The organism is Stenotrophomonas nitritireducens (genome assembly GCF_050984405.1).
GTDB classification, from domain to species: Bacteria; Pseudomonadota; Gammaproteobacteria; order Xanthomonadales; family Xanthomonadaceae; genus Stenotrophomonas; species Stenotrophomonas nitritireducens_B.
Genome location: NZ_CP158790.1, coordinates 1,389,196 through 1,408,091, shown reverse-complemented (window position 1 = coordinate 1,408,091; position 18,896 = coordinate 1,389,196). Strand labels below are relative to the sequence as shown.

Genomic DNA, 18,896 nt, shown 5'->3' with positions numbered 1-18,896 from the left:
TGTTGACGGTGGCCCGGCTATGCTTCCCCCATGAAACGAACCACCTGCCTGCTGCCTCTCGCCGCGTCCCTGCTGCTGGCCTGCACCGGTACCGGCGCGCAGAACCTCGACACCCAGCGCTCCGCCATGCGCATGGCCATCGACAACGCCGAGCGCGGACAGTTCGACGCCGCCGCGAGCGCCGGCCTGCGCAACCACCCGCTGTACGGCTGGCTCGAATACAGTGCGCTGCGCCGTGGCATCGACACGGTGGGCACGCCGCAGGCGCTGGATTTCCTCAAGCGCTACCAGGGCCAGGCCGTGGCCGATGCGTTCCGCGCCGTGTGGCTGCCGGCGCTGGCGCGGCGCCAGGACTGGCCGGCGCTGCTGGCCAACTGGCAGCCGAGCAGCGATCCGGGCCTGCAGTGCGCCGAGCTCAACGCGCGCCTGGCCACCGGCAAGGCCGACGCGAAATGGACCAGCGACGCGCAGGCGTTGTGGCGCGGCAGCGGCAAATCCCTGCCCGACGCCTGCGACCCGGTGTTCGCCGGTCTCGCCGACCGCGGCGGGCTGACGCCGGCGCTGCGCTGGGAGCGTATCGACGCCGCCGCCGACGCGCAGCAGCCCGGCGTGATGCGCGCTGCCGCGCGCGGCCTGCCCGCCGCCGAACTGGCCCAGGCCAACGACTACGCCGCCTTCGTCGACAAACCCGATGCGCGCGCGCTGAAGTGGCCGAAGACCGAACGCAGCCGCCGCATCGCCACCGACGGCCTGGCGAAGCTGGCGCGCACCGATCCCGATGCCGCCGAGCGGCAACTGCCGCAGTACGCGCAGGCGCTGGACCTCAGCGCCGCGCAGCAGGCGCAGGTGCGCTACCAGATCGCGCTGTGGACGGTGGCGTCCTACCTGCCGGATTCGGCGCGGCGACTGGCCGCGGTACCGGAATCGGCCTACGACGAGCGCCTGCACGAATGGCGCGCGCGCGAGGCGATGGCACGCGGCGACTGGCCTTCGGCGCTGGCCGCGATCCGCGCGATGCCGGCGGCCCAGCGCGGCGATTCGCGCTGGCGCTGGTTCGAGGCGCGGCTGCTGGAGAAGACCGGCAGGGCCGCCGAGGCGGCGCCGCTGTATCGCGCCGCCGCCGCCGAATCCACCTTCCACGGGTTTCTCGCCGCCGACAAGCTGCGGCAGCCGTATGCGCTGTGCCCCTGGAATCCCGGCGACGGCGCGGCGGCGCGCGCGGCGGTGGCGCGCGACCCGGCGCTGGTGCGCGCGCTGGAACTGTTCCGCATCGACCGCGCCGCGTGGGCGGCGCGCGAATGGGCCGATGCGCTGTCGCGTTTCGACGACACCCAGCGCCGCCTGGCGGTGGAAGTGGCCAGCCAGGCCGGCTGGTTCGACCGCGCGGTATTCGGCCTGAAGGGACCGCAGGAAATGCGCCTGTATGCGCTGCGTTTCCCGCTCCACCACGACGAGGCGATCCGCCGCGAAGCGGCGCGCAACGCCCTGGACCCGGCCTGGGTCGCGGCCGAGATCCGCGCCGAAAGTACCTTCAACCCGAACGCGCGCTCGCCGGCCAACGCGATGGGCCTGATGCAGGTGCTGCCGGCCACCGGCGCGGGCGTGGCCAAGCGCATCGGCCTGACCGGCTACGGCGGCGCGGCCAGCCTGTACGACGCGGACACCAACATCGCCATCGGCACCGCCTACCTGCGGCAGCTGCTGGACAAGTACGACGGCCTGCCCTATGTGACCATCGCCGCCTACAACGCCGGCCCCACGCCGACGGCGCGCTGGCAGTCGCAACGCCCCGGCTTCGACCCGGATTTCTGGATCGAGACCATCAGCTACAAGGAAACCCGCGAGTACGTCGCGCGCGTGCTGGCCTTCAGCGTGATCTACGACTGGCGCCTGGACGGCGACGCGCTGCCGCTGAGCGACCGCATGCGCGGGCAGCGGGTGGACACGCGCAAGAAGTTCGCCTGCCCGGCCGGATGACGGGCAGGAATCCGCTCCTGTAGGAGCGACTTCAGTCGCGAGGGGGCTTCACCGGTAGAGCCCATCGCGACTGAAGTCGCTCCTACGGGAGGGCAACAGCCTCCGCTTCCGGCATCATTCCCGCATGAAAACCTATCTCGTTGGCGGCGCCATCCGCGATGAACTGCTCGGCCTGCCGCATGGCGACCGCGACTGGGTCGTGGTCGGCGCCACCCCGCAGCAGATGCTCGACGCCGGCTACAAACCGGTGGGCCGCGACTTCCCGGTGTTCCTGCATCCGCACACCGGCGAGGAGCACGCCCTGGCGCGCACCGAGCGCAAGAGCGGGCGCGGCTACCGCGGCTTCGTGGTCGACGCCGATCCATCGGTGACGCTGGAGCAGGACCTGCAGCGCCGCGACTTCACCATCAACGCCATCGCCCGCGACGGCGACAGCGGCGGGCTGGTCGATCCGTGGGGCGGCGTGCGCGACATCCAGGCGCGCGTGCTGCGCCACGTCGGCCCGGCCTTCGTCGAAGACCCGCTGCGGGTGCTGCGCGCGGCGCGGTTCATGGCGCGCCTCGCGCCGCTGGGTTTCACGCTCGCGCCGGAAACCGCGGAGCTGATGCGGCAGATCGCCGACAGCGGCGAGCTGGACGCGCTGGTGCCCGAACGCATCTGGCAGGAACTGCGCAAGGCGCTGCGCGCGCCGCGCCCTTCCGCGTTCCTGCGCACGCTGCACGACACCGGCGCGCTGGCGCCGATCCTGCCGGAACTGGAAGCGCTGTACGGCGTGCCGCAGCGCGCCGAGTTCCATCCGGAAGTGGACACCGGCACGCACCAGGAAATGGTCAGCGACATGGCCGCGCGGCTGGCGCCGGGCGACGACCTGGTCGGCTTCGCCGCGCTCACCCACGACCTGGGCAAGGCGCTCACCCCGGTGGACCAGCTGCCGCGCCACGTCATGCACGAACAGCGCGGGCTCAAGCCGCTGGCGGCGCTGTGCGAACGCCTGAAGATTCCCGCCGACCACCGCCAGCTGGCCGAGGCGGTGTGCCGCGAACACCTCAACGTGCACCGCATCGACGAACTGCGCGATGCCACGGTGCTGGACCTGATCCAGCGCTGCGACGGCTTCCGCCGTCCCGAACGCATCACGCAGATGGCGCTGGCCTGCGAGTGCGACAAGCGCGGCCGGCTCGGCTTCGAGGACAGCGACTATCCGCAGCGCGCCACGCTGCAGCGCCTGCACGCCGCCGCGCTGGCGGTCAACGCACGCGACCTCGCCGCCGAGGGCCTCACCGGCCCGGCGGTGGGCGAGGCATTGAAGAAGGCGCGGGTCCGCGCGATCGGCGCGGCGCGCTGAGCGGAGCCGACGCGGGAGTCAGCGCGCGCTTTCCCGCGTTGCCTGTTTCCCCATGTTTCGCGCGGGCCTGCCGCTGCAGGCAGGCTGTTCCAGCAGCCATGCCTGCGCCAGCCGCGTCGCCTCGGCGCGCTGCGCCGCGGTGACGTCCGGCGCGATGCGGGCGCCGTCGCCCAGGCCGTTGCGGTCCTTCATCAGCGTACTGGTCAGCAGCAGGGTGCTGCCATCGACCAGCGTCACCGGCACGTTGCCGGTGGAGTAGCCCATGGTCGGGGTACCGAAACTGCGGCTGTGCGGGCGCCCGCGCAGGGCCAGCACGATGGCCTCGCCGGAACTGGCGGTGCGCGCGGACTGGAGCAAGGCGACCGGTGCGTCCGGCCTGCGCAGGCGGCGGGCCGCATCGTCCGGCGCCAGCCTCAACGCGTCACCCACCCATACCGCACCCTCGCGGTAGCGCCAGGGTTGCAGCCCGGTCGCGTCCAGAAAATGCCCGACCACGTCCGGCCCATCGGCCCGGCCCGGCAGCAACGGGCCCACGCCCAGCAGCATCGGCCACATGTTGCCGCCGGTGTTGTCGCCCAGGTCCACGATCCAGCCGCAGCGGCTGCCGTCGTCCTGGCGCCAGAGCTCGTCCTGCAGGCGGTGCGCGTGTTGCCGCTCGGCGTCCCGCTGCCGTTCGCGCGGGAGCGCGGGATCGGGCAGGTAGGGACCCACGCGGATCAATCCCAGGCGCGCATCGAGCGGGTAAGTCTCCGGCGCTCCAGCGGCAACGGCGGCCTGGGTCGTGCTCGACCGTGCGCCCCGCTTCCGGTACCCCTCGCGCATCTCCTCGGCCGACATCCAGCCGCCATGGCCCGCGGTCGCCCGGTTGATGGCGTCGGACAGCAGCCTGCGTTGCCGGTCCGGATCGTCGGTGGCGGCGAGATCGCGGCGCAGCGCCGTCCAGTCGACCCGGTCGCGATGCAGCGCCCGGTGTTCCAGGAGGCCCAGCATCTGCTCCCGGGCCGGCAACGACGGCACCGGGGTCGCCGCGGCCGGCAGCGCCAGCAGCACCGCCGCCAGCAGGATCGACACCGTCACACTGTTCCGCTTCCCGCGCATCGTGGTTTCCATCCCATGGATCGGTACCGGCGCAGGATAGAACGGATCCCCGCCCTGCAACCGCCCCTAGATCTTCAGATAGATGCGCCGCCGGTCCAGCCACCACACCGGCAGCCACCAGACGGCGACGAAGGCGATGGCCATCGCCAGCGACGCCGCTTCGGCACCGGCCAGCGGCGTGATCCAGCGGTCGAACACGTTGCGGTACAGCCAGCCCCAGCTGCCGGTGCCGAGCATCGCCAGCACCATCACACCGGAGCCCGCATAGGCGGTGATGGCGTTGGCGCCGAAGCGCCGGCCCAGCGGCGGCCACTGCACGCGGTCGATGAGCATGTGCGCCAGCCACAGCGCCGCCAGCGCCCAACCTGCGGTCCACAGCACATAGGACGGCGTCCACAGATTCTTGTTGAGCGGCTGCCAGTTCGACCACAGCGCACCGAGCGCCAGCAGCACGGCGGCGGCGAGCAGCAGGCGCGCCGGGCGACCGCTGCGCAGCAGCGCGCCGGCCCACAGGCCGATCAGGGTCGAGGCCAGCGCGCCGAGCGTCGAAAGCAGCCCTTCAGGATCGTGCCCCAGCCCGGTGGCGGCGTCGTATTTGTATGCCATGTCGCCGAACAGGGCGGTATCCACGCGGCTGGGCAGGTTGTGCCAGGGCTCGAGGGTTCCGCCGGCCGCCAGCAGCGCCGCGTACCCGCCCAGCACCAGCAGCAGGCCCGCCCGCTGCGCCGACGCGCGCAGCCAGATCGCCATCGTGCCGACGACGGCGAAGCACACGCCGATGCGCTGCAGCACGCCCAGCGGCCGGTAATGCGCCAGATCCAGCCACCACCACGCCAGCAGGTGCAGCAGCATGCCCAGGCCGACGATGCGCAGCGCGCGCACCAGCACGGTGCGGGTCAGGGCGGCGCGGTCCGCGCCCTGCTCGACGCGCGGCACCACACCCAGCGCGATCGACACGCCGACGATCACCAGGAAGAACGGGAATACCAGGTCCGTGGGCGTGCAGCCGTTCCACTCCGCGTGTTCCAGCGGCGCGTACACATGGCTCCACGTGCCCGGGTTGTTGACCAGCAGCATGGCCGCGACGGTGATGCCGCGCAGGGCATCGACCGATGCGTAGCGGGCAGGCATGGTGCGAACGGATTGGGAAGCTGTCATGGCATTCACCCAAACGATGGAGTCGGCACTGCGTTGTTGTTGCTGCTGCTTTTGTTGTTGCTTTGAAGCTTTTGACTTTCCGGATTCCCTTCCGCAGCGACGGAGCCGACGGATAAGACCCGAAGGGCGACGTGCAGGGATGCACGTCGTTTTTCGACACGACAGGGATGTCGTGTCGAAAAATCCCGGCGGCGGAGTGGACCCGATGCGCGCAGCGCGTCGGGCGCGGAGGCAGGGGGTGCTTTCTTTTGGTTACTTTTCTTTGCACAAGCAAAGAAAAGTGACTCGCTCCTGCGAAGCAGGAGCGAAAGCTCTCGCCTTCAGCCGTTTTCCCCAGAGGAAAAACAGGCAAGCTCCGCGCGACTCAAACTACGCTGGGTATGGCCTCTCCTCACCATGGAAGAGGGACCATGTCCCGAACTCGTTCCAACTGATGGAAAGCAAACCTCAATCCCGCTGCCCCGCGATCCACGTCGCCTGCACCTGCAGGCCTTCATCCAGCAGCACGAAATCCGCCTGGTAACCCGCGGCGATATGCCCGTACCGGTCGTCCACGCGCAGGAACTGCGCCGGATACGTCGAGGCCATGCGCGCCGCCTCGGCCAGCGGCAGCCCCAGCAGGTTGACCGTGTTGCGCACGGCGGTGGCCATGTCCAGCGCCGAGCCGGCCAGCGAGCCGGCGGCGTTGCGCACCACGCCATCCACGGCGGTGATGACCTCGCCATACAGCTCGAACGAGGGATCGTCCGCGCCGACCATCGGCATCGCGTCGGTCACCAGCAGCACCTTGCCGCGCGGCTTGGCCGCCAGCGCCACGCGCAGGCTGGCCGGGTGCACGTGCACGCCATCGACGATCACCCCGCACCAGCTGTGCGGATCTTCCAGCGCGGCGCCGACCACGCCGGGTTCGCGCCCCTGCAGCGGCGTCATCGCGTTGTACAGGTGGGTGAAGCCGCTTATGCCCGCATCCAGCCCGGCGCGGGTTTCCTCGTAGCTGCCGGCGGTGTGGCCGGCGCAGACGATGGCGCCGTTGCCGACCATCGCCTTGATGGTATCGACCGGTACCCGCTCCGGCGCCAGCGTGATCAGGGTGACGCCGTTGTCCAGCGAGGTCGCCATCGCCACCTCGTCCGGCCCGGGCACGCGGAACTTGCCGGCGTCGTGCGTGCCCTTGCGCGCCGGCGCGATGTACGGCCCTTCCAGATGGATGCCGAGGATGCCGGGCACGCCTTCGTCGATGGCCTGGCGCACCGCGGCGATGGCCTTGGCCATCACCGCCGCGTCGTCGCTGATCAGCGTCGGCATCATGCCGGTGGTGCCGAAGCGGCGGTGCCCGCGCATCATCGCGCGCAGGGCGGCCACGTCCGGCGTGTTGTTGAGCAGCACGCCGCCGCCGCCGTTGACCTGCACGTCGATGAAACCCGGCAGCAGCCAGCCGCCGCCAAGATCATGCTGCGGCACGCCGGCCGGCAGCGAGGCCTCGGGCAGGACCGCGGCTACCTTGCCGTCCTGCACCAGCACGGCATGGCCGGAATGGAAGTCGTCGTTGCCCAGGACACGGGCGTTGGTCAATGCGTAGCTGTTCATCGTTTCGTTTCCGGTTTCCCCGCTGCCAAGGCGCAGGAGGAAGGCTGGGAATGCAAAGCCTCCTCTCCCACCGGGGCGAGAAGGCACGGCTTGCGCGCCACTGGCGCGCGTGCCCTGGAGCGCCCACGCCGCTGGCGTGGGTCGGGGCGCGGAGGCGGGGAGAGGGTCGGGCGACGCCTTCGCCATGCCTGGATGCACAAGGCTTCATCCCTGCCCTCATCCGCCCCTTCGGGGCACCTTCTCCCGGAGAGGAGAAGGAAAAAGCGCTCTCCTTTCCCCCAAGCGTGAGAAGGAGAACCGTCAGACCGTTTCGGTCACCTTGTTCAGATGCGGCGGCAGGTCCGGATTATGGCCCCGGCGCAGCGCCAGCGCGTTGATCGCCCGGTAGAAGCTCTGCACCGTCAGCAGCGGCGCACACAGCGGGTGCGGCGCGGCGGCGACGGGCAGGTTGCCGCCCTCGCCGGCCAGCCACACGCGCGCGCCGCGCGCGGCGAACTCGTCGGCCAGCGCACGCGTACCGGCGCCGGTCTCGTCCGGCTGGGCGAAGGCCAGCACCGGGAAATCCCGGCCCACCAGCGCCATCGGCCCGTGCTTGACCTCGGCCGAGCTGTAGCCCTCGGCATGCAGGCCGCAGGTTTCCTTGAACTTGAGCGCCGCTTCCTGCGCCGCGGCCAGGCCGGGGCCGCGGCCGACGACGAACAGGTTGTGCGCATCGACCAGGCCGTCGGTCAACGCGGTCCAGTCGCACTCCCAGGCCTGGGCCATGGCGGCCGGCAGCGCATCGAGCGCGGCGATCAGGGTCGGATCGTCGCGCCAGTACGCGCACAGCTGCAGGATCGCCGCCAGCGAGGCGAGGTAGCTCTTGGTCGCGGCCACGCTGCGCTCGGCGCCGGCGCCCAGCGGAATCACCGTGTCGGCCAGCTGCGCCAGCGGCGAATCCTCGACGTTGACCAGCGCGACCACGCGCGCGCCGGCGGCCTTGGCCGCCTCGGCGTTGCGCAGCAGGTCCGGGCTCTTGCCCGACTGCGAGATCACCAGGTACAGCGCGTTGTCCAGCTTCTGCTTCGCCTCGTAGACCGAGCCCACCGACGGCGAGGCCGAAGCGGTCACCAGGCCCAGCCGCGTCTCGAACAGGTACTTGGCGTAGGTGGCGGCATGATCGGAACTGCCGCGCGCGCAGGTCACCACGAACGGCGGCGGGTTCTGCCGCAGGTCGGCGGCCAGCGCCCGCACCACGTCATGGTTGCGCGCGAACTGCGCGGCGATCACGGAGGCGCTGGAAGCGGCCTCGTTGAACATCAGGGTTTCGGTCTCGCTGGGCAACATGGTTCTACTCGGAAAGATCGGGGGAAAGGGAAGGCGGCCGCAGCGGCTGCTGGCGCAGCGGCGCGGTGGAGCCGCGCACCACCAGCTGCGGCACGAAGCCCTGGTTCTGCAGCTGCACCGGGTTGTCCTCGTAGGCGTCGGTGCGCAGCTGGCTGATCAGCAGGCGCGCGGCGTGGCGCGCGATGTCGCCGGTGGCCTGCTTGGCGGTGGTCAGCGCCGGCCACGACTGGCGCGAGAACGGGCTGTCCTCGAAGCCGGCGATGGACAGGTCGTAAGGCACGTTCAGCCCGGCCGAATTGGCCGCGGCCAGCACGCCGGCGGCGATCTCGTCGTTGGAACCGAAGATCGCGGTCGGCGGTTCGCGCAGCGCCAGCAGGCGCCGCGCGCCGCGGAAGCCGTCGTCGAAGGTGTAGTCGCCCGGGATGACCAGGTGCTTGTCCAGGGTGATGCCGTAATCCTTCAGCGCCGCCTCGTAGCCGGCGTAGCGCTCGCCGCTGGAACGGTGCTCCGGACCGCCCCACAGGAAGCCGATGCGCTGGTGGCCGAGCTGGATCAGGTGCTCGGTGATCTCGTAGGCCGCGTCGCGGTCGTCCACGAACACGCAGGCGCCGTCGGCCGGGTCCTCGGTGGCGGCGATGATGCGCACCGTCTTGATGCCGCGCGCGTTGAGCGCGGCCACCAGTTCCGGGCGCTCGGACATCGGCGCGGTCAGCACCAGCCCCGCCAGGCGCGAACGCTGCACCCAGTCGGCCAGTTCCTCGGCCAGCATCGGCGAGGTCGAATCGCAGGGATGGATCTGCAGGCCGAAACCGGTCTCGCGGCAGGCCGACAGCACGCCGTTCTGCACGCCGATGATGTGGTACGGGTTCGGGTTGTCGTAGACCAGCCCGATCACGAAGGTGGTGTTGCTGCGCAGGTTGCGCGCGGACGGATCCGGTTCGTAGTCCAGCTCGGCGACCGCGCGCAGCACGCGCGCGCGGGTGGCCTGCATCACCGAAGGCTCGTTGTTGATGACCCGCGACACCGTCTTGAGCGAGACCTTTGCCCGCTCGGCGACGTCCTTGATGGTGGGCCTGCGCATGACGGTTTCCTGCCTGGAATGACTGTCCGCCATGATGCTCGATTCAGCCGCCATGCGCGCGGCCCGCACGCTGTCCGCTGACAGCGAAATACAGGATGTACAGGTAGCACGGCACCATCAGCACGGCGAACACCAGCTGGAAATGCTCCGGCGCCTGGTGCTTGAGCAGCGCGAACAGTTGCGGAATGATCGCGCCGCCGGCGATGCCCATCACCAGCAGGGCCGAGCCGGTCTGGGTGAAGCGGCCCAGGCCGCGGATCGCCAGCGGGAAGATCGCCGGCCACATCATGGCGTTGGCGAAGCCCAGCGCGGCCACGAAGCCCACCGAGACATAACCCTTGGTGAAGAACGCGCCCAGGGTGAACAGCACGCCCAGCACCGCCGAAACCGCCAGGTACTTTTCCTGCGAGATGACGCGCGGGATCAGCGCCAGGCCCGCCAGGTAGCCGACCAGCATCGCGAACAGGGTGAAGGAGGTGAAGAACTTGGTCTGGTCCAGCGGCAGGCCGAAGGCATGGCCGTAGGTGCCGATGGCGTCGCCGGCCATCACTTCCACGCCCACGTACAGGAACAGGCAGATCACGCCCAGCCACAGGTGCGGGAACTGGAAGATGCTGGTGCGCGCCGCGGCGCCGGTGGCGCCCGACGCGGCGTTGGCCTCCTCGGCCTGCACTTCCGGCAGCGGCGAGAACCAGACGGCGACGGCGGCGACCAGCAGGATCGCGAACATCACCAGGTAGAAACCGCGGATGCCGCCGGCGAAACCGGACAGCAGCGCCTCGCGCGTGGCCGGATCGGCCTTGGCCACTTCCGCGGCCAGGTCGCCCACGCCGTGCAGCACCAGCGAGCCGAGCAGCAGCGGTGCGAGGATGCCGGCGATCTTGTTGCAGATGCCCATCAGCGCGATGCGCCGCGCAGCGGTCTCGATCGGGCCGAGGATGGAGATGTACGGATTGACCGAGGTCTGCAGCAGGGCCATGCCGCCGCCGAGCACGAACAGACTGGCCAGCGCGCCGGGGAAGATGCGCCACGTGGCGAACTGGCCGAACGCCGCCGCGCCCAGCGCCATCACCACCAGGCTCAGCGCGAGTCCGCGCTTCATGCCGGTGCGCCGCAGGATCCACGAAGCCGGGATGGCGAGGAAGAAATACGACAGGTAGAACACCATCAGCACCAGGAACGCGGCGATCTCGCTCACCTGGAAGGCGAGCTGCACGAAGGTGATCAGCGGGCCGTTGAGCCAGGTGAAGAATCCGAGGATGAAGAACAGGCCGCCGACGATGGCGATGGAGGACGCCATGCCATTGCGCGGCGTGGAAGCGGGAACAGCGGACATTGGCAAGGCTCCTGCAGCTGCGAGAGGGACGGCTCACGCCGACCGGTGGTAACTGGGAACAACGTTGTCACATTTATTGGTTGGTGCCGACGGATTTGTCAACAACGCGTGCACGCGTGCGTCGACCGCGACCGCGGCCGAGGGCGTGGCGGAGCCATGGCGCTCAACGCCTTTGCCCTGCAAACGCAGGATTCACCAGCGACCTGCTTTCGAATGCAACAAAACGACGGGCGCCGCGACTGCGCGAAATGTCGCTGCGGCGCAGCATCGAAAGTTTCAATTATCCGTTGACATCGTTGTCAGAACGATTACAGACTCGGCCCCCGATGGCGCCTGACGGGCGCTCCCCCAACGCCATAGGGAAACCGAGTGACCGCTGCCGCCCCCACACTGCAGACCTTTCCGCTCGACAGTGCGTCGCGGCCGTTCCTCGCCGCGGATGTGGGCGGCACGCATGTCCGCCTTGGCCTGATCCGCGCCGGCAGCGGCGAAGGCCGGGCGATCGAGATCCTGTCCTACCGCAAGTACCGTTGCGCAGACCACGCGAGCCTGAGCGCGATCCTTTCCGATTTCGCCCGCCACCACCCGCCGGTGGAGCACTGCGTCATCGCCACCGCGGGCTACGCGCTGGCCGACGGCACCGTCATCTCCGCCAACCTGCCCTGGCCGCTGTCGGCCAGCCGCATCCGCGACGACCTCGGCTTCCAGGCCGTGCACCTGGTCAACGACTTCGAGGCCGTCGCCCACGCCGCCGCCCACATCGACGGCAGCCAGGTCCTGCAGCTCGCCGGCCCGGCCGAAGCACCGCGCGGCCCCACCCTCATCGTCGGACCCGGCACCGGCCTGGGCGCCGCGGTCTGGATTCCCGTCGGCGACCGCTCCGTCGTGCTCGCCACCGAAGCCGGCCAGGCCTCGCTCGCCGCCAGCACCGAGCTGGAAATGGCCGTGCTGCAGCAGATGCTGCGCAACCGCAGCCACGTCTCCATCGAACACGGCGCACTGTCCGGCCCCGGCCTGCTCAACCTCTACAACGCACTGTGCGCCGTGCGCGGCGCCGCGCCCGTCCACGCCACCCCCGATGCCGTCAGCGCCGCCGCCTGCGACGGCAGTGACCCGCTCGCGGTCGAGACCCTGCAGCTGTTCTGCGGAATCCTCGGCTCCACCATCGGCGACATGGCCCTGCTCTACGGCGTGCAGGGCGGCATCTACCTGGCCGGCGGCATCCTGCCCAAGCTCGGCCAGTTCCTCATCGGCAGCTCCTTCGTCGAACGCTTCCTCAACAAGGGGCCCATGACCAAGGCGCTGCAGCGCATCCCCGTGAAGCTGGTCGAGCACGGGCAACTGGGCGTCATCGGCGCGGCCAGTTGGTATCTGGAAAAGTTGGCCAAGTAAGCCTCGCAGCATAAGCAACAGATGCACCAGCAAGACCTGAAGTACCGCGGCACGCCAGTGCCTTTCATTCCGATGTTGAGGAGAGACAACATGCATCGCAAGACCCTGCTTTCGGCAGCCATCGTCAGCTGCCTTGCCTTCAGCGCCCAGGCGCAGGAAGCGCAGCCCCAGGCGACCGACCTGGACACCATCACCGTCACCGGCATCCGCGGCTCGATGGAGAAGTCGCTGGACACCAAGCGCGAGGCCAACGCCCGCGTCGAAGTCGTCACCGCCGAGGACGTCGGCAAGCTGCCGGCGCACAACGTCGCCGACACCCTGCAGCGCCTGCCGGGCGTAAACATCAGCTCGTCCAGCGCCGATGAAGGCGGCTTCGACGAAGCCGACCGCGTCAGCCTGCGCGGCACCAGCCCGAGCCTGACCCAGACCCTGATCAACGGCCACAGCGTCGGCTCGGCCGACTGGTTCGTGCTCAGCCAGGGCAGCAACGTCGGCCGCAGCGTCAGCTACACCCTGCTGCCGTCGGAACTGGTGCGCTCGGTGGAAGTGAACAAGTCCTCGCAGGCCAAGCTGCAGGATGGCGGCACCACCGGCTCGGTGAACATCATCACCCGCAAGCCGCTGGAATTCGCCAAGCAGATCACCGCCGAGGCCTCGATCGGCGCGGTGCGCTCCGACCAGGCCAAGTCGAACGACCCGCAGCTGGCCGGCCTGTTCAACTACAAGAACGACGAAGGCACCTTCGGCGTGATGGTGCAGGCGTTCAGCCAGAAGCGCGAGCTGCGCCGCGAAGCGCAGGAAATCCCGTCCGGCTTCTTCCAGATCACCGGCAAGGACGGCGACGGCAACCTCACCGAAGTCGGCCTCAACAATCCGGATCTGATCGGCGTGTACGCGCCGAGCCTGCTGGGTTCGACCCTGTTCGAGCAGACCCGCGAACGCAAGGGCGGCCTGCTGGGGCTGCAGTTCAAGCCGTCCGACAACCTGACGCTGGGCCTGGAAGGCTTCACGTCGAAGATGGACGCCAACAACTACAACCGCAACTTCATGTTGTGGGGCGGAAACTTCGCCAACTCCGAGTCGCCGGATGCGGGCTATGTGGTCAAGGACGGCGTGCTGACCGACGCCAAGTACAGCGGCGAGGCGGGGACCAACTATGCGGTCTACGACATGATCTACCGCGAAGCCACCGCCAAGAGCAGCTACGTCACCCTGGATGCCGACTGGCAGATCAACGACAACCTGAGCGCCAAGTTCCAGGCCGGTTCGACCAAGGGCACCGGCTCGACTCCGCGCCAGTTCATCGCCGAGGTCACCGCCGCCAACGGCGGTGGCGCCAGCTGGACCAGCCATGGCAATGGCGCACCGATGGACTGGAACGTCGGTGGCGACATCAGCCCGGCCGGCGTCACCAGCTTCGGCACCTGGGGCAACCAGGAAGTGACCGCGGAAGACAAGGAGAAGTGGTTCACCGCCGACTTCAGCCAGTACTTCAACGACGGCACGCTGAGCTCGATCGATTTCGGCGCACGCTATGCCGACCACAAGCGCGAGGCACTGTCGCCCGAAGGCGCTTCCCCGGGCAACATCTGGGACACCCTCAAGAACGGCGCCACCGCTCCGTATCCGGGCGGCTTCGCTGGCGGCATCGGCGGCACCTTCCCGCGCAACCTCTGGTACTTCACCCCGGCAGCGCTGAAGGAAGCCATCCTCAAGAACTCCACCTGGCTGTCGAACAATGACGGTCCGGACGGCCGCCACAACTATGGCGCCGAGTGGAAGGTGCAGGAGAAGAACTTCGGCGCCTACGTCCAGGCCAACTTCGTCGGCGACCGCTGGAGCGGCAACGTCGGCCTGCGTTACGTCAACATCGACCAGGACATCAACACCTACCAGGCGGTCAGCGATCCGGCCAACGCCGACGTCCGGAGCCTGTTCGGCGCCTGGAAGGCACTGTCCTTCAACAACAAGCACAGCCGCGTGCTGCCGAGCGCGAACCTGAAGTTCGACATGGCCGACGACCTGGTGTTCCGCTTCGCCGCCTCGCAGACCCAGACCCTGCCCGACTTCTCGGCGCTGGGTGCTTCGTCGTGGGGTTCGGACCTGAGCCGCATCGGCGGCGGCGGCAACCCGAAGCTCAACCCGGTGGTGTCGACCAACTTCGACGTGAACCTGGAGTGGTACTTCATGCCGCGCGGCCTGCTGTCGGTCGGTGCGTACTCGATGAACCTGAAGGACTACGTGGCCTTCGGCACCGAGACCCAGATGCTGTTCAGCGAACTGACCAACCAGCTCGAGGCCTACCAGGTCGCCGTGCCGGTCAACTCCAACGGCAAGGTCACCGGCGTGGAAGTCGCCTACGAGCAGCCGATCGGCGACAACTTCGGCATCAACGCCAACTACACCTACGCCGATGGCAGCACCTCGCACACCTGGGCTGACGGCAGCAACAACCTGCTGGGCACCTCGAAGAACACCTACAACGTGGGCGGCTACTTCGAGAACGACACCTTCGGCGCGCGCGTGAGCTACACCTACCGTTCGGCGTTCCTGATCGGCCTGAAGGGCCCCAGCCCGTACTACCAGGACGATTTCGGCACCCTGTCGCTGTCGCTGAGCTACAAGGCGACCGACTGGATGAGCATCAGCTTCGATGCGCTGAACCTCAACAACCCGACCCTGAAGTACTACCAGAGCGCCACCATCCCGAGCGCGTTCTACGAGAACGGTCGCCAGTACTACCTGAACTTCCGCTTCAAGTACTGATCGATCCCGGCGCGCTGCATCGCCGGACCGCGTGACGCGCCGGGCCTGGATCATTCCGGGCCCGGCGTTTTTTTGCAGGTACCCTCCAGAAAACACAGGAGCTCCGCCCCATGACGAAGTCCCTCCGCATGCGCCGTCGCGCAACCTGGCTCGGCAGCTGCGTGCTGCTTGGCATCACCGCGCTGCAGGCCCACGCCGCCGCCGACGCGTCCACGCCGCCGCTGATCCCGCTGCCCGCCAGCTACCAGGCGACCGGCGGCAAGGACTTCGTACTGGCCGGCTCCGCCCGGGCCGGCGGCAACGACGATGCCGCGCGCCGCGCCGCGGCCCGGTTCGTGCAGCTGCTCGCGCAGAACGGTGGGCCCACCCTGGCCGTGGCCGAAAATGCCGGCAAGGCGCAGATCCGCTTCCGCCTGGACCCGTCGGCCACCCGTACCGCCGAAGGCTATTCGCTGAAGGTTTCCAACACCGGCATCGACGTCAGCGCCGGCGACGACGTCGGCCTGTTCTACGGCGCGGTCACCGCCGCGCAGCTGCTGACCGGCGATGTGCCCGGCCACGCCGCGGCCGCCACCATCGAAGATACGCCGCGCTTCCGCTGGCGCGGGCTGATGCTGGATTCGGCGCGCCACTTCCAGAGCATGGACGAGATCAAGAAGCTGCTCGACGCCATGGCGCAGCACAAACTCAACACCTTCCACTGGCACCTCACCGACGACCAGGGCTGGCGCATGGAGATCAAGCGCTACCCGAAACTGACCGAAGTGGGCAGCTGCCGGGTGCCGCTGGGCGATGCCGGGCGCAACGAGGCCACGGGCGAGCCGCGCCGCTACTGCGGCTACTACACGCAGGAACAGATCCGCGAAATCGTCGCCTACGCGGCCGAGCGCCACATCCAGGTGATTCCGGAGATCGACGTGCCCGGCCACGCCACCGCCGCCATCGTCGCCTATCCGGAGCTGGGCGCCACCGACAGGCCGCTGGCCATCGACAACCAGTGGGGCGTGTTCCCCAACCTGTTCAACACCGAGGAAAGCACCCTGCGGTTCCTCGAGAACGTGCTGCTGGAAGTGATCGGGATGTTCCCCGCGCGCTACGTGCACGTCGGCGGCGACGAGGCGGTCAAGGACCAGTGGATCGCCTCGGCCCGCGTGCAGGCGCACATGCGCGAGGTCGGCGCGAAGGACGAGATGGAGATGCAGAGCCATGTCATCAAGCGCCTGGAGAAGTTCCTCGAGCAGCACGACCGGCGCCTGATCGGCTGGGACGAGATCCTCGAAGGCGGGCTGCCGCCGGAAGCCACGGTGATGTCCTGGCGCGGCACCGAGGGCGGGCTGAAGGCCGCCAGCGAAGGCCACGACGTGGTGATGACGCCGGTCACCCACATGTACATGGACTACCTGCAGACCCGCTCGCCGAACGAGCCGCCGGGCCGCCCGGCGACCATCGAACTGCGCAAGGTCTACGAGTTCGAACCGGTGCCTGCGGAGCTGGCTGCCGACAAGCGCGAGCACATCCTCGGCCTGCAGGCCAACATGTTCACCGAGCACACGCGCAACGACCGCAACCTGGAGCACAACCTGTTCCCGCGCCTGGCCGCCGTCGCCGAGACCGGCTGGAGCCCGCAGGACAAACGCAGTTTCGACGGCTTCCTGCAGCGCCTGCCGCGCCAGCTGCAGCGCTACCGCGCGATGGGCATCCAGTACGCGCAGACGCCGTTCCAGGTGGACATGCACGACACCGGCGACCGCGCCGCCGGCACCGCCGCGGTCACACTCGACAACCCGCTCGGCTACGCGGTGCATTACACGCTGGACGGCAGCGAGGTGACCGCCGCGTCGCCGCGCTACGCGCAGCCGCTGCAGGTCAGGCTGCCGGCCGACGTCCGCGCCGCGGCGTTCTTCGACGGCAAGCCGCTGGCCGCGGCCAGCCGCTTCGCCGTCACCGCCGGCTCGCTGCTCGTGCGCGACGACACCCGGCTGGACCTGTGCCCGGGCGACGGCAAGCTGCTGCTGCGCCTGGAGGATGACGGCCCGGCCGAGGGCGAACGCGCGGTGTTCAACGTCAACATCTTCAGCCCGTGCTGGCTGTGGCAGGACGCCGACCTCACCGGCGTGAGCGCGGTGAAGGTGCGGGCCGGCCGCATTCCCTACAACTTCCAGCTGGCCCACGACGAGCCGAACCGCAAGTTCGTCCCGGCCCGCACCGCGCACGGCGAACTGGAGATCCTGGCCGACTGCAAGGGCACGCCGCTGGTGTCGCTGCCGTTGCCCGCCGCGCCGGGCGCCGATGGGTTCCTCGAGCTCGACGCGCCGCTGCCGGCCACGGCCGGACACGCCGACCTCTGCATCCGTTTCACCGGCGACACGCGGCCCAATCTGTGGACGCTGGACTGGATAAAGCTGGAAACCGCACGCTGAGTGAGTGCATCACCCGAAGGCCACCGGAAACGGTGGCCTTCTCTTTTGTGGAATCACACCGTCTGGGCCCGTTTCCTGCACAGGGCAGCGGCCCGTTGCCCGGAAGTCGCCGCCGATACATGCGAAAAAATTTCACGCAACAGGAGAAACCCTCCCCCCAATCCTCACGTACGGCCAACAAGTTTCCTGTGAAATAATTTTTTCCATTGTATTCATTAGGATACGGAGGAGCACACCACTGAAACTTGGTTGAAAATTTTTTGCAAATCAGCTTGACATCGTTGTCACGTAACACCGACACTCCGGATGCCGCAGCTCCCCCGGGATCTGCAGACATCCAGGGAGATCGCGTGGTCGCCAGCTTCAGTCCAGCTCATGACCTGACCGTCGCCACGTCGGCCGCGCCGCTGATCGCCGCCGACGTCGGCGGTACCCATGTGCGTGTGGGACTGATCCGTACCGGGCAGGGCCCGAGCCCGACCTTCGACGTGCTCGCCTATCGCCGGTACCGCTGCGCCGACCACGCCGGACTCGGCCCGATCCTTGCCGACTTCCGCGCCCACGCGCCCGGCGCGCGCGAGTGCGTCATCGCCACCGCCGGCTACGCGCTGGCCGACGGCACCGTCATCTCCGCCAACCTGCCCTGGCCGCTGTCGGCCAACCGCATCCGCGACGACCTCGGCTTCCAGGCCGTGCACCTGGTCAACGACTTCGAGGCCGTCGCCCACGCCGCCGCCCACATTGACGGCAGCCAGGTCCTGCAACTCGCCGGCCCGGCCGAAGCGCCGCGCGGCCCCACCCTCATCGTCGGACCCGGCACCGGCCTGGGCGCCGCGGTCTGGATTCCCGTCGGCGACCGCTCCGTCGTGCTCGCCACCGAAGCCGGGCAGGCCTCGCTCGCCGCCAGCACCGAACTGGAAATGGCCGTGCTGCAGCAGATGCTGCGCAACCGCAGCCACGTCTCCATCGAACACGGTGCGCTGTCGGGGCCCGGCCTGCTCAATCTCTACACCGCGCTGTGCGCCGTGCGCGGCGCCGCGCCCGTCCACGCCACCCCCGATGCCGTCAGCGCCGCCGCCTGCGACGGCAGCGATCCGCTCGCGGTCGAGACACTGCAGCTGTTCTGCGGAATCCTCGGCTCCACCATCGGCGACATGGCCCTGCTCTACGGCGTGCAGGGCGGCATCTACCTGGCCGGCGGCATCCTGCCCAAGCTCGGCCAGTTCCTCATCGGCAGCTCCTTCGTCGAACGCTTCCTCAACAAGGGGCCCATGACCAAGGCGCTGCAGCGCATCCCCGTGAAGCTGGTCGAGCACGGGCAACTGGGCGTCATCGGCGCGGCCAGTTGGTATCTGCAGCACCGCAGCACCTGACTACGCTCCCACCCACGCAGCAGCGAACACCGCCCGC

At 69.1% G+C, this 18,896-nt stretch carries 12 protein-coding genes; 6 read left to right on the top strand and 6 right to left on the bottom strand.

The window, feature by feature from the left end; translation table 11 throughout:
- Positions 1-30: 30 nt before the first annotated feature.
- Both ABTV91_RS05910 and ABTV91_RS05905 read left to right on the top strand, forming a co-directional pair.
- Positions 31-1,977, top strand: coding sequence for a transglycosylase SLT domain-containing protein (locus tag ABTV91_RS05910; RefSeq protein ID WP_433853677.1), 1,947 nt, complete (start codon positions 31-33; stop codon positions 1,975-1,977).
- Between the two features lie 124 nt (positions 1,978-2,101).
- Positions 2,102-3,322, top strand: a complete 1,221-nt coding sequence (locus tag ABTV91_RS05905) for a multifunctional CCA addition/repair protein (RefSeq protein WP_433853676.1) — start codon at positions 2,102-2,104, stop codon at positions 3,320-3,322.
- Between the two features lie 18 nt (positions 3,323-3,340).
- Here ABTV91_RS05905 and ABTV91_RS05900 read toward each other — a convergent pair whose 3' ends face one another.
- The 6 genes from ABTV91_RS05900 to ABTV91_RS05875 all read right to left on the bottom strand — a co-directional run bounded on the left by ABTV91_RS05900 (position 3,341) and on the right by ABTV91_RS05875 (position 10,908).
- On the bottom strand, positions 3,341-4,420 hold the full coding sequence (locus ABTV91_RS05900) for a S41 family peptidase (protein ID WP_433853675.1): 1,080 nt from the start codon (positions 4,418-4,420) through the stop codon (positions 3,341-3,343).
- 66 nt (positions 4,421-4,486) lie between these two features.
- A complete protein-coding gene (locus ABTV91_RS05895) occupies positions 4,487-5,551 on the bottom strand; it encodes an acyltransferase family protein (RefSeq protein ID WP_433853674.1) in 1,065 nt (354 codons plus the stop codon).
- Between the two features lie 474 nt (positions 5,552-6,025).
- A complete protein-coding gene (gene nagA, locus ABTV91_RS05890; protein WP_433853673.1) occupies positions 6,026-7,165 on the bottom strand; it encodes an N-acetylglucosamine-6-phosphate deacetylase in 1,140 nt (379 codons plus the stop codon).
- A 300-nt stretch (positions 7,166-7,465) separates the two neighbouring features.
- Positions 7,466-8,491, bottom strand: coding sequence for an SIS domain-containing protein (locus ABTV91_RS05885; protein WP_433853672.1), 1,026 nt, complete (start codon positions 8,489-8,491; stop codon positions 7,466-7,468).
- 4 nt (positions 8,492-8,495) lie between these two features.
- A complete protein-coding gene (locus ABTV91_RS05880; protein ID WP_433853671.1) occupies positions 8,496-9,572 on the bottom strand; it encodes a LacI family DNA-binding transcriptional regulator in 1,077 nt (358 codons plus the stop codon).
- Positions 9,573-9,615: 43 nt separating this feature from the next.
- Complete coding sequence (locus ABTV91_RS05875) at positions 9,616-10,908, bottom strand: sugar MFS transporter (RefSeq protein ID WP_433853670.1); 1,293 nt, start codon at positions 10,906-10,908, stop codon at positions 9,616-9,618.
- Positions 10,909-11,277: 369 nt separating this feature from the next.
- Here ABTV91_RS05875 and ABTV91_RS05870 point away from each other — a divergent pair, with 369 nt between their 5' ends.
- The 4 genes from ABTV91_RS05870 to ABTV91_RS05855 all read left to right on the top strand — a co-directional run bounded on the left by ABTV91_RS05870 (position 11,278) and on the right by ABTV91_RS05855 (position 18,859).
- Positions 11,278-12,300: a glucokinase family protein gene (locus ABTV91_RS05870; protein WP_433853669.1), complete on the top strand. Its 1,023-nt coding sequence runs from the start codon at positions 11,278-11,280 to the stop codon at positions 12,298-12,300.
- Positions 12,301-12,390: 90 nt separating this feature from the next.
- Positions 12,391-15,066, top strand: a complete 2,676-nt coding sequence (locus ABTV91_RS05865; protein WP_433853668.1) for a TonB-dependent receptor — start codon at positions 12,391-12,393, stop codon at positions 15,064-15,066.
- 110 nt (positions 15,067-15,176) lie between these two features.
- Positions 15,177-17,486: a family 20 glycosylhydrolase gene (locus tag ABTV91_RS05860; protein ID WP_433853667.1), complete on the top strand. Its 2,310-nt coding sequence runs from the start codon at positions 15,177-15,179 to the stop codon at positions 17,484-17,486.
- A gap of 350 nt (positions 17,487-17,836) precedes the next feature.
- The gene (locus ABTV91_RS05855) at positions 17,837-18,859 is read left to right on the top strand and encodes a glucokinase family protein (RefSeq protein ID WP_433853666.1); all 1,023 of its coding nucleotides are present in this window, start codon (positions 17,837-17,839) and stop codon (positions 18,857-18,859) included.
- Positions 18,860-18,896 lie beyond the last annotated feature (37 nt).

Coding starts and splice junctions, on each gene's coding strand:
- ABTV91_RS05895 (WP_433853674.1), bottom strand. CDS start 5,551: ATGCCTGCCCGCTACGCATCGGTCGATGCCCTGCGCGGCATCACCGTC.
- ABTV91_RS05875 (WP_433853670.1), bottom strand. CDS start 10,908: ATGTCCGCTGTTCCCGCTTCCACGCCGCGCAATGGCATGGCGTCCTCC.
- ABTV91_RS05900 (WP_433853675.1), bottom strand. CDS start 4,420: ATGCGCGGGAAGCGGAACAGTGTGACGGTGTCGATCCTGCTGGCGGCG.
- ABTV91_RS05880 (WP_433853671.1), bottom strand. CDS start 9,572: ATGCGCAGGCCCACCATCAAGGACGTCGCCGAGCGGGCAAAGGTCTCG.
- ABTV91_RS05865 (WP_433853668.1), top strand. CDS start 12,391: ATGCATCGCAAGACCCTGCTTTCGGCAGCCATCGTCAGCTGCCTTGCC.
- ABTV91_RS05910 (WP_433853677.1), top strand. CDS start 31: ATGAAACGAACCACCTGCCTGCTGCCTCTCGCCGCGTCCCTGCTGCTG.
- ABTV91_RS05860 (WP_433853667.1), top strand. CDS start 15,177: ATGACGAAGTCCCTCCGCATGCGCCGTCGCGCAACCTGGCTCGGCAGC.
- ABTV91_RS05905 (WP_433853676.1), top strand. CDS start 2,102: ATGAAAACCTATCTCGTTGGCGGCGCCATCCGCGATGAACTGCTCGGC.
- nagA (WP_433853673.1), bottom strand. CDS start 7,165: ATGAACAGCTACGCATTGACCAACGCCCGTGTCCTGGGCAACGACGAC.
- ABTV91_RS05885 (WP_433853672.1), bottom strand. CDS start 8,491: ATGTTGCCCAGCGAGACCGAAACCCTGATGTTCAACGAGGCCGCTTCC.